This window comes from Shewanella surugensis (assembly GCF_023284005.1).
Classification (GTDB): domain Bacteria; phylum Pseudomonadota; class Gammaproteobacteria; order Enterobacterales; family Shewanellaceae; genus Shewanella; species Shewanella surugensis.
Map to the genome: position 1 here is coordinate 25502 of NZ_JAKIKS010000055.1, position 10051 is coordinate 35552.

A 10051-nucleotide genomic window follows, 5' to 3' on the forward strand; every position below is an offset into this window, starting at 1 on the left:
TTAGGAGTAAAGATACAAACAAAAAATGAATATAGAGGTATTGTTTTAATGAAAAAGAGAATTTCAGCTGCAAGCCTCCCTCAGCGCTTGTTAATCTATTTTAGCTGTATTGCCATCATAATGGGCCTGAGCTTACACGTTATGACCCTCAGTCTGATGCAATGGATAGAAGATGAAGTCAATCAACATGAACTAGAGGTGAGTGCCCCCTATGCAATACAATCGTTTCAACAAGGGGCTAAACAACCGTTAGCCATTGGCCTCAATGCAACCGCTTATGTTTCAGTTGATGCTATTCCTAAAAAGTATGGCCCTTTAAACCAATACCCTCTCGGCTTTTCAAGTGAGATCAATTTAACCCACACCGATCAACAATCACCAGACGATCCGCTGTCGTTTTTTTTCTATCGCAGTGAGTTTGAACTCAACGGTAAGATAACCCCCTTATATTTAACCATGCCTACTGAAAATGTCGAACTCAGTGATCATGAATGGCTCATTATCAATTTATTGGTATTACTACTGATCGTTTTACTCTTCATCTTTTTTGGCATCGCCATTAATCGCATATCTAAACGGCTCATCTCCCCTGTATCTCAATTGAACAAACAATTGAAACAATTAAAACCTTCTGAAGATTCAACGGCTTTTAGTGTCTCTTCCGAATCTGCTTCAGAGTTTAGTGAGCTCACAGATAGCCTCAATTATTATCGGCAGCAAAATGAACGCATGATAAAACAAGAGCAAGCTTTTGCTCGCTATGCCAGTCATGAACTCAGAACACCTCTCACAGTGATTACGGGGGCTGCTAAATTACAAGAACAAGACGCCCGTCCTGAATTTCAAGCAAGGCAACGAGAGCGTATTACTCGCGCAGCACTTGAAATGCAGCATACTGTTGATGCGCTACTCAATCTCGTCAAACATGAGAGAAATCATGATCAAGCCGTTAGGAAGATTAGCTTAAATGAAATTGAGCAAATTCTTGAACCCTTACATATGATCGCCAATCGAAAACAAATTCGTATTCGCGTCACACACGCCGAATTTCCCACCATTCAACCCAGTACCGCCGTACTCAGAATGCTATTATCCAACCTCATCACCAACGCCATTAATGCATCACAGTCATCAGAAATCAGCATTGAGATCACAGCAGGCCACATCAAAGTCATCGATAAAGGCTCAGGTCTACTCCCTAAAGGCCAAAACCATCAAGGTCATGAATTAGGTTTATTAATCGTAAAGAGTTTATGCCAACGTTACCAATGGCAATTTGACCTCAAAAATACACAACCTCAAGGCTGCACTGCCACGCTGACTTTTCCTAGAAGTCACACAAATAACCAGCCAAAAAGTTAACGGCTAGCTAAAATAAAGATCCAAGCATGACTCTTTTGCTAGGAGGTCCACATTAAGCAAATAGGGCAAGGTTTACTCATAACAGGGTTGTTATTGCTTTATCACACCGCGCTTCAAGCAAAAGAAGTGCCTTGGATTGACCATATTGCACTGGGTGTTGGTCATGCAAATGGCGGCGCCGACACATACCGGTTAGGCATTCAACATGCTTTTGCCTCCCTCTTATGGCAAGGCAATACGATGCATCTCAGTGGCTATTACGAGCTCTCGGTCGGTTACTGGAATAATCATGATCAAAACATCACCAATTTTGCCTTCTCGCCTGTATTCCAGTTTTTATTTTTTGGCCATAATCCACTTTTTAAGCCATATGCTGAATTCGGGATTGGAATAGCTTACCTCTCTAAGGAATATATTTATGATGACACCATAAAGCAGCGAAATTTATCAAGTGAATGGCAATTTGAAGACCGAGCTAGCTTAGGGGTAAAGCTAGGAAAATATGATATTAATCTTCGCTACTTACATTACTCCAATGCTGGCTTTAAAAGCCCCAATGATGGTATGGATATCATCCAATTAACTTTCACTTATCAAATCAATATCTGACCTTAATTAAATAGAAATAATGCTAAACAAAGAGGAACAATGAAAAACAAACAACATATTATCCTGTATATTCCTATGTGCTTAATGCTTAGCTATTGGGGTTATATGAAAGTCGCCTTACCTATCATTCCAGATCTGCTCACAAGCTTCCACACAACACAAACCCTACTCCATCAATTTATTTCACTCGCTTTTATTCTATCAGGCTTATCATCCATTTTTTGGGGCGTACTGATCGACAGGTTTGAAATAAAGTACTTCCTGATTAGTGTCACATGCATTGGCATTGTCACTCTTTCATTGATCTCAATATCAACCAATGTGTGGTTTTGGGGACTCAGTTATATTATCGGCGCGATTATCATGGGGGGACTCATTGTCTGCTCTCGAAGTTTTGTGATGATTTACCTAACAGAAGAAGCCGATATAAAAAAAGCCCTGACGATGCCAATGATGGCTGGATTTTCAGCTGCATTTTTTACACCCTATATCAGTGGTTGGCTCGCCAGCGTTATCGGCTGGAACTATGCTTTTTTTATTATTCCCCTTTGGTTAATTCTATTACTGAGCTTATTAACAAAACTCCCCCCCTCCCCTCAAACCGTCAACAAAAATAGCCGTTTCATCGACAATATAAAAGCCATGCTACAACATCTTAAAAATAAGACATTTTTATTTAACATATTAGGCATAGCCTGTGTTTCATCCATTTCACAAAGCTATTATATCGCCATTATATTCTGGCTAATGCCAAACTATAACATTCCAATACAAAATTTAGCGTTATACCTCTTTCCATTATTATTCCCCGGAATGATCATTCCTTTATTCATCCAAAAAATTTATCGCAAGATAGGTGAAAAGCAGATGATAATCCTATATATCACATTATTGTTCACTGCCGCTTTTATTGCTTTTTATCTCAATGCCACCTTTAGTATTGCAAAGCAAGCTAATAGCTGGCTTTGGGTTATCCCCGGCGTATTGTGTTCTATTTCTCTGGTGTGTTTAGCTCCGATTTTATCATTTCGTGCCCTAAGCACAGTCAAAGAGCACTACAATTCAGCTTCAGGGCTTCTCACCATTGCCGTCTATTCAGCTGGAGGGGTCGGTATTTATATTACTTCCTTTATTACATTAAACCACTTCTATCTTGAAGGGATTTTCATCTTAATTACCACTATACTATTAATATTATGTATGAACAAAAGCCAAGGAGCGGGCACCATTAGAACCTAACAATCAACTTTGAAGTTGATTTAAAATTAACTGAGACAATAAGCTCTCAAGTGATGATGTATGAATGAAGTCGATAAGCTCAAGAGACGTTTACAAAGAACACAAGCCGCACTCAGAGCGGCTGAAGACTTAGCTGAAAGTAAACTTAGAAATGCTTATCACTCACAAGAAAAACTCAAAGAAGAAATCATTAATAGAAAAACCATCGAAAAAAACCTCGTTGATACCATCGATGAAAAACAAAAAGCGCTTTCTGTCAGAACACAATTTTTACAGAACATGAGCCATAAACTCAAAACACCAATGAACGGCATTATCGGTATGGCTGAAGTACTAGACTATAGCCGAGAAACACTCAATCAAGAGCAAAGACTATGCCTAGAAGTTATCCAAGAGTGCGGTGATAATTTACTTAAAATGATTGAAAACACGATTCAATATGCACAACTGACCAGCTCTATATACAACCCTAAGCCTCACAACTTCAACATTCGAGAAATGTTGGAAGACTTCATAACATTTTACTTATATTCTAATAAGATTAGTGATAGAGGAATCAACTGTAACATTTCAAGTATTGTACCCAATATCATTAATGCTGATAAACAAACCCTAATAAAAGTTATTACGCGCTTGCTCGACAATGCGATACAGTATTCTCCCTCCAATAGCAATGTCATGATATCTGTCTCAGCAAACATGTTCACAAGTCGTCAATGCATGCTCGTATTTGATATTATCGATACTGGCACCGGATTCACTAAAGGTTTATTTACAAAGTACACATCTAATTTAAAAGAAATAAATAACTATTCTATCCAAAAAAGTAGCTTCAAATTAGGATTGGGATTAATTATATGCCAAATAATGCTTAACAATGTCAAAGGCAACTTCAGCACAAAAGAGAACACTCCTTCCGGTAGCATCGTCTCTTTTACATTCCCTGCTATGCTTAAAGCTCAAACTCAAGATCAAGATCAAGACCAAGACCAAGGTTAAGTCATTAAAGAAATTCAGTTATCGTACACGAATTAAGGGAGGATCAATTATGAAAGGGCATATTTTTAACTTATTAGAGCAGTTCATTATTGAGCAAGCTGGCGATGAAGCCTTTGAAGATATCTTAGACGCATGCCACTTTATAACCAAAGATCCCTTCATTCGCTCTGGTACTTATCCTGACGAAGACTTAATCGAGCTTGTTAATAAAACCTGTGAAAGGCTCAATCTAAGTCCTAAGGATGCCCATTTTGGTTTCGGTAAATGGATTTTCCCTCACCTGACTAAAATTGCCCCACCACAAGTCACAACATTTCAGCATCCAAAAGAGCTCTTTTTACAACTTGATCATATTCATCGCGTCGAATTAAAAAAAATCTGGCCCGATGCCGAGCCTCCCCGATTTAAGTGCATCGATACTGGCCCCGATACCGTCACCATGACCTATGACTCTCGACGTGAAATGATTGATCTCGTCGAAGGCGTCATAGAAAGCGTCGCTATTAACTACAACACCCCGATTAAATTTGAAAAAAAGGTTCACAAAGGACCAGAACACAATGTATATGAATATTTTTTGACTTTTGGTTAGTATTGCATACTCCCAAGCTTGGGATAATTGCCCTCTATAATTCAATCATGCTAGAGATCACACCATGTTTATCGATAAAAGAGGCAAGTACCTGCCAAACCTGCTCATCAACTGGCTGATTATGCGCATCGAGTAGAAACGCTCCTTTGTCATGAAACCCGGCTAAATGGATCTGCTTAATCCTTTCAACCGGGGAGCACATCCATAAAAGCCTGCAGATCATGCTCAAGATTGTTAGCCACAACAAAAGCATTATTACAGTAATAAATAACCTGAACTCGGGATAATGAGTGTCAAAGAATCTCAATACTTCACTTAAAGTCAACAACTTAAAAGCAACCCGGTTATTCTTTATTTTCATATTTGGCTTAATGCCGAAACTTTTGTCGATATCAAGGCGGGATTTCGTATCTAATAGCTGGCTATTAGTAGAAAACACAACACAGATAGGGGCAAAAATAGCGGTATTAAGCGGCGCTGCTTATCCCGAGTTCAGGTTAAATAACAATCAGCCTCATGAGCGACAGCGGCAATACATTCCCCTTCGGCCATCTCATTAAATTGGCAACTCAAATAAGTAGACACATTTTCCAGCAGAATTCTTTCACCCATAAAATCCTGCTCTTGAATAATCTGTCGGCTCAAGTGCCTGACGGCTTCTTCGGTATAAGGTAAAGGCAAAAGATCAGGGACCTTCAACTCAGTGTTACCTGAAAAACTCGCATGCTCCGAATACCATAGTGCCCTATCGCCTGTTTCAGTGCTTTGATTTTTCAAGGTAATGCCAATCCAATGCAGCCAAACCATCAAGCAAGAGTCCGACACTGTGAAACACAAAAGGATAGCGCTCGCTTATTGCCAACAACATCTTCTTATTTAATCCCCCTTCAGCCAACCAGTTATCGGCCAATACCTCAAACCAAGGAATGTCTGTTGCTCCCTCAGCTAAAATTGTCTGTACATGAGGGAATCGCAGGCCAATTCTGCGCCCATTATGCTCCCCCCTGACATTAGGTCTTGGCCGGTTTAATGGCTTTAACCACACCGCCAATGATCTTGTCGCACGTTCCGGTGGGGACGTACACCCACTCATTAGCAAGATTGCTTTCCTTTGTCTGCCCCGCACAGCCGTGGCTACCATCTAAGGCGCCACAATCATTAGCCCCCACAGATAAGCCTACAGCTAAGATCCCAGCGACGGTTAAACCCAGTGTTTTATTCGATGATGTCATTGCTACTATCCTTAATTAAATGAAGTGTTCACCCCTATAACGAATAACAGCAAGATTTGATTGCATGAATATGATTTTATTTTCAACAAAATAAATAAAGCACATCATTAATAGCAATTTGTACAATATGCAAAGGAGAGCGCACTAGGATATAAATCATCAAGCGCTACCTTTTTGACCTGGTCGGACCAAATTATTAAAACATGTTTAACTTCGCAATATCCTCCTGCAGACTTAATGCATTAAGATGGCCTAAGTTTTTATCTTAATGTGCTGTACAACGTAAAGTATCTAACGAGGTTATACATGCTGACATCGACACCAGTATCTTTTTCGAATAATTATCATCAAAGTTTAGAATCTTTAGTCGAGCAGGCACTCATTTCACTGGAATGTCCGCCAGAGCAACTCACAGGCTTTCGCTCTCATTCCAGCATTCACCTTGAATTTGATGCTCTGCCTGATATTAGCATCAGCATAGAAAATGACAGGTTATGGTTATGGTCGGCTTTTAGTGAATTAACCCCCACGTTAATCACTCAGCAAGCAGCAGAGTTATTCACACTTTTACAGCAGTCCATCCCTAATATTGAACTCGATCAAGCCGTATTAGTGCAAGCAAACCAAGGTTATGAACTCAAAGCACTCGTCGATCCCTCATGTCTACATTTGGCATCAAACCTCGGTATGGTTCTCGAGTATTTCTATCAAAAAGTGGCCGATATTAACCAACTTTTTGACCAAAAACTGTAATTTTAATTCACCATCAACAAACTGAGACATTTTATTATGCCCTTTCGTACCCCACCACCGTATTCACCACCACCAATCCCTTCACACTCTACAATGTCAGCAACGTCCATTGAGAGTTCACGCTCAACGTCGACAAAAGTCTCTTCGAGTTCATCCTCGAGTATGACAGACAATTTAAAAGGGATCTCGAGCAGTCAAACTCAAAGTCAGAGCCAATCCATAAAGGTACAAAAAGAAGGGGTGATATATAGCCCTTTTACCGTTGAAGACTCTATCATACAAGCTGCTGGTCATAATGTAACTCGCTTGAACCAAGGGAAAGAGGCTTACCCAGTTATCGTTAAAGATGACAATGCTAAAAAGCAATTCGAAAACATTCGACATCAACTAGCTGTAAAATATAAGAAAGATGCAGCAATACTGCAAGAACCCATCGATAAATTTAAAAAAATATTAGCAGGTTTACCCAAGGAAGGAAGTAGTCCACAGGAAACACTCAAAATAAATGAATTAAAGCTAAAACTTAATAACAGAATAGAACATTATACTAAGATAATGGAAGATTCTCTGTCATTTCGTTTAAGTAAGGGAATAGAAAGCTTACAAGTATTCAGTAATGAAGAGAGCCATGTTCTTGAAACATTATCAGCTGGGCAACACAAGCTTTACATCACTGGACATGGTTTTCATGGTTACGATTCCATAGCTCCTACAATTGACGGCAGTTCAAAAGAGCATAAATCCGCAGAAACACTGGCTAAAGAACTCAAGCAAGGCGGGTTAAGAACAGGTTTTAATGATGTAAGAACCCTAAGTTGTGAAAGTGCGGATGCACGAAAAGTCAATTCTTTTGATCAAAAAGAATTAGAAGAAGCACGTCAGCCCGTTGTTTCTAAGTTTTTGAAATTTTTGAGGTTCAGTTCGGACATCACCACTCAATTACCTTTTGCTCAATCACTCAGTAACTCATTCGGCAACTTAGGCTATAAAGACATGCAAGTCACTGGCTATCATGGATCTGGGCAAGCTGTTCCAGGAGAACAACATCACTTTCAAATTATTGGTGAAGAAGCAAGCTTACTCACTGCGAGATCATCAACAGTTAAACATGTCTTTACCCCTAATGTATAAATCATTAACCAGCTCCTCTCTGGATCAGTATTTAGGGTATGCTATAAGGCTGAAACGGACTCATCTGCAGAGGCATGTAAATGAATGACATTCCCGTCATCTAATGTTTAAGGTCTTTATTGCTCCAGACAATAATAAGACATTCCCTATATCCATATAGGTTAGATAACAAATATCGTGATCACATGGATGTGAGTGAGCGACCATGCTCGTCAGCCAAGCGGATGGCTTAGTTATTCTAAGTTGACGTTTAATAACGCAGTCAACGATTATTATTTTTACTCATAAAAATCAGTTGATTACAAATTAACAACGACTCTAACTTCGGCGTTAAATTACCTTAAAAGGCAATCAGCATTCTGACGCCCTATCTTTTTAAAAGAATACACTTTGCATTAAGCCTTTTTACGGGCTCTGAAAACATGCACCTTCAAGCGGTATGGGTATACATTTATAAATCAATAATGTGTAAATATATACATATAGACACAAGCTATCAAAAGCAGCAATATTTATTCGAAGTAATGATTTTGCTGAGAGAGATTACGGCATAGCAACCAGTTAATACCAGTTATTCCTATCAATTGCTCGTCCTTAGGATCATACTGAGTGTGTTGCGCATCTAGTGGGCTGTTTGAATGGAAGTTACTGCGTAACCACAGTCCTTAGGTTGGCTCAAACCAACTTTAGGTTTAAGAAATTGCCTTAAGAGGAATGTATCATGAGTAAAGGACAAGACAGTAAAAAGAATGTCAAAAAACAACCGCTTTTAACCGCCAAAGAAAAGAAAGCTGCCAAGGCAGCCAAAAAAGCCAAAACCAATGTTTTAGGTAATTAAACACACAGGCCGTCAAGTTGTCTCGATGGCCTTTCTTTAACCTGAATTCGGTTTAAACCACACCGCTTTATAGCACCATTTTTTGTTCAAAATTGCTTAGCCTTTGAATGAAGGCGAATGGCATTTTTTATCTATATAAGGGGATTATTGATGATCCGCAGGTGTGTTTAAATCACCTATTTCAATGTGACTTATCCCTTGCAGCGGGCTTTTTTGTAAATACTTTATCGAAACGGTGAGTAAAGTATTGCTTCAAGCTTACGAACGAGAGATATGGGCTTTTAGGTAGGAACATTCGTTGTAAAGCACTCTGACTTCTATCGATAGAGGAAATGCCAAACTATGTAGGGAACATATTTGGCCTTATAAGCTCAAACGAAAACAAATAACATCCATGTTTCCTCATGACTTTTTATCGTTATTTAGTTTGAGCACTAATGATCTCAATGGGACCATGATCGTCGCAGTGACCGTTATGAACATGATGTAGGTGACCATCGACTAAATAATCAATATGATCACCATGAGGAATGGCTTCATGACCACAATCTGGGCCATGAATATGATCACCACAATGGTGAGTTGGAATACATTGATCTGGGTTGCGATTACTGACTTCAATATTATGATCATGGTAATGATCTTCATGGGGTTGATGCAAATGTCCATCATGAACATAACAAGTATGATCTTTGTGACGAATAGCTGTATGACCACAATGAGGGCCATGAATATGGTTCGAATGTGATTGTGTGTTAGAGCAAGGCATTGTTAATCCTTTCATTTAAACGATGGTATGAGATTGCTATAAAGTAACCATTTTATTGTAGTGTAAAATATCACACTGTGAAGCGTTTTAGCCCGCAACTATGACTGAGTTGCTTAGCTCTATTAAAAGTTTACTTTGCCCCCACATGACAATAAATCGTCAGCCCTTTGCCCAAACTTGAGTGACGCATTCGGCCATTTAGGTTTTGATGACATAAAAGTAACAGACTATCCAGAGCGCGGGAAGAACTTTTCCTCAAGGACAACATCACCTCATTGTCTGCTAGATCATCAACCGTTAAACATGTCTTTACTCCCCAAGGTATAAATCATTAATCAGGTTGACTCTGACTCGGTATTTGTAAACTTTATCACTGGCATGATTCTCTTCTTTTCCTCAATAGCCACACGCATGAGAACAAGTTAACTTACCTCCGGCAAAGCCGGAGGCTTATTTGGGTGACGCCCTAAAAGGGCTTAAGTCCGTGCCCAAGGCACTATCTACATTCCGAGTGTTAATTGATCCCG

At 39.4% G+C, this 10051-nt stretch carries 13 protein-coding genes; 7 read left to right on the plus strand and 6 right to left on the minus strand.

Going from position 1 to position 10051, the window contains the following annotated elements; genetic code table 11:
- Nucleotides 1-48: 48 nt before the first annotated feature.
- The 5 genes from L2764_RS14455 (at nucleotide 49) to L2764_RS14475 (ending at nucleotide 4801) form a co-directional block, all read left to right on the plus strand.
- Nucleotides 49-1362: a sensor histidine kinase gene (locus L2764_RS14455; RefSeq protein ID WP_248940953.1), complete on the plus strand. Its 1314-nt coding sequence runs from the start codon at nucleotides 49-51 to the stop codon at nucleotides 1360-1362.
- A 93-nt stretch (nucleotides 1363-1455) separates the two neighbouring features.
- Nucleotides 1456-1971, plus strand: a complete 516-nt coding sequence (locus L2764_RS14460) for an acyloxyacyl hydrolase (protein WP_248940954.1) — start codon at nucleotides 1456-1458, stop codon at nucleotides 1969-1971.
- Nucleotides 1972-2010: 39 nt separating this feature from the next.
- Nucleotides 2011-3210: an MFS transporter gene (locus tag L2764_RS14465; protein ID WP_248940955.1), complete on the plus strand. Its 1200-nt coding sequence runs from the start codon at nucleotides 2011-2013 to the stop codon at nucleotides 3208-3210.
- Between the two features lie 60 nt (nucleotides 3211-3270).
- On the plus strand, nucleotides 3271-4209 hold the full coding sequence (locus tag L2764_RS14470; protein ID WP_248940956.1) for a sensor histidine kinase: 939 nt from the start codon (nucleotides 3271-3273) through the stop codon (nucleotides 4207-4209).
- Nucleotides 4210-4258: 49 nt separating this feature from the next.
- A complete protein-coding gene (locus L2764_RS14475; protein WP_248940957.1) occupies nucleotides 4259-4801 on the plus strand; it encodes a heme NO-binding domain-containing protein in 543 nt (180 codons plus the stop codon).
- A gap of 34 nt (nucleotides 4802-4835) precedes the next feature.
- Here the strand turns inward: L2764_RS14475 and L2764_RS14480 are convergent, their stop codons facing one another.
- The 4 genes from L2764_RS14480 to bufA1 form a co-directional block, all read right to left on the minus strand.
- On the minus strand, nucleotides 4836-5003 hold the full coding sequence (locus tag L2764_RS14480) for a multinuclear nonheme iron-dependent oxidase (RefSeq protein ID WP_248940958.1): 168 nt from the start codon (nucleotides 5001-5003) through the stop codon (nucleotides 4836-4838).
- A 290-nt stretch (nucleotides 5004-5293) separates the two neighbouring features.
- On the minus strand, nucleotides 5294-5578 hold the full coding sequence (locus L2764_RS27770; RefSeq protein WP_283107021.1) for a multinuclear nonheme iron-dependent oxidase: 285 nt from the start codon (nucleotides 5576-5578) through the stop codon (nucleotides 5294-5296).
- Complete coding sequence (locus L2764_RS27775; protein ID WP_312018356.1) at nucleotides 5559-5846, minus strand: multinuclear nonheme iron-dependent oxidase; 288 nt, start codon at nucleotides 5844-5846, stop codon at nucleotides 5559-5561. The genes L2764_RS27770 and L2764_RS27775 overlap by 20 nt, the downstream gene beginning before the upstream one ends.
- Nucleotides 5812-6033 carry a BufA1 family periplasmic bufferin-type metallophore gene (bufA1, locus tag L2764_RS14490; protein ID WP_248940959.1) on the minus strand — a complete coding sequence of 74 codons (222 nt, stop codon included), beginning with the start codon at nucleotides 6031-6033 and terminating at the stop codon, nucleotides 5812-5814. The genes L2764_RS27775 and bufA1 overlap by 35 nt, the downstream gene beginning before the upstream one ends.
- 306 nt (nucleotides 6034-6339) lie before the next feature.
- Here bufA1 and L2764_RS14495 point away from each other — a divergent pair, with 306 nt between their 5' ends.
- Nucleotides 6340-6786 (plus strand): InvB/SpaK family type III secretion system chaperone, encoded by a 447-nt coding sequence (locus tag L2764_RS14495; RefSeq protein ID WP_248940960.1) that lies wholly within the window; start codon nucleotides 6340-6342, stop codon nucleotides 6784-6786.
- A 2-nt stretch (nucleotides 6787-6788) separates the two neighbouring features.
- Here the strand turns inward: L2764_RS14495 and L2764_RS14500 are convergent, their stop codons facing one another.
- On the minus strand, nucleotides 6789-6959 hold the full coding sequence (locus L2764_RS14500) for a hypothetical protein (protein ID WP_248940961.1): 171 nt from the start codon (nucleotides 6957-6959) through the stop codon (nucleotides 6789-6791).
- On the opposite strand from L2764_RS14500, the gene L2764_RS14505 reads away from it, so the two are divergent.
- Nucleotides 6949-7917, plus strand: coding sequence for a hypothetical protein (locus tag L2764_RS14505; RefSeq protein ID WP_248940962.1), 969 nt, complete (start codon nucleotides 6949-6951; stop codon nucleotides 7915-7917). The genes L2764_RS14500 and L2764_RS14505 overlap by 11 nt on opposite strands.
- 1256 nt (nucleotides 7918-9173) lie before the next feature.
- On the opposite strand, the gene L2764_RS14510 is transcribed toward L2764_RS14505, so the two are convergent.
- On the minus strand, nucleotides 9174-9524 hold the full coding sequence (locus L2764_RS14510; protein WP_248940963.1) for a hypothetical protein: 351 nt from the start codon (nucleotides 9522-9524) through the stop codon (nucleotides 9174-9176).
- Nucleotides 9525-10051: the final 527 nt, after the last annotated feature.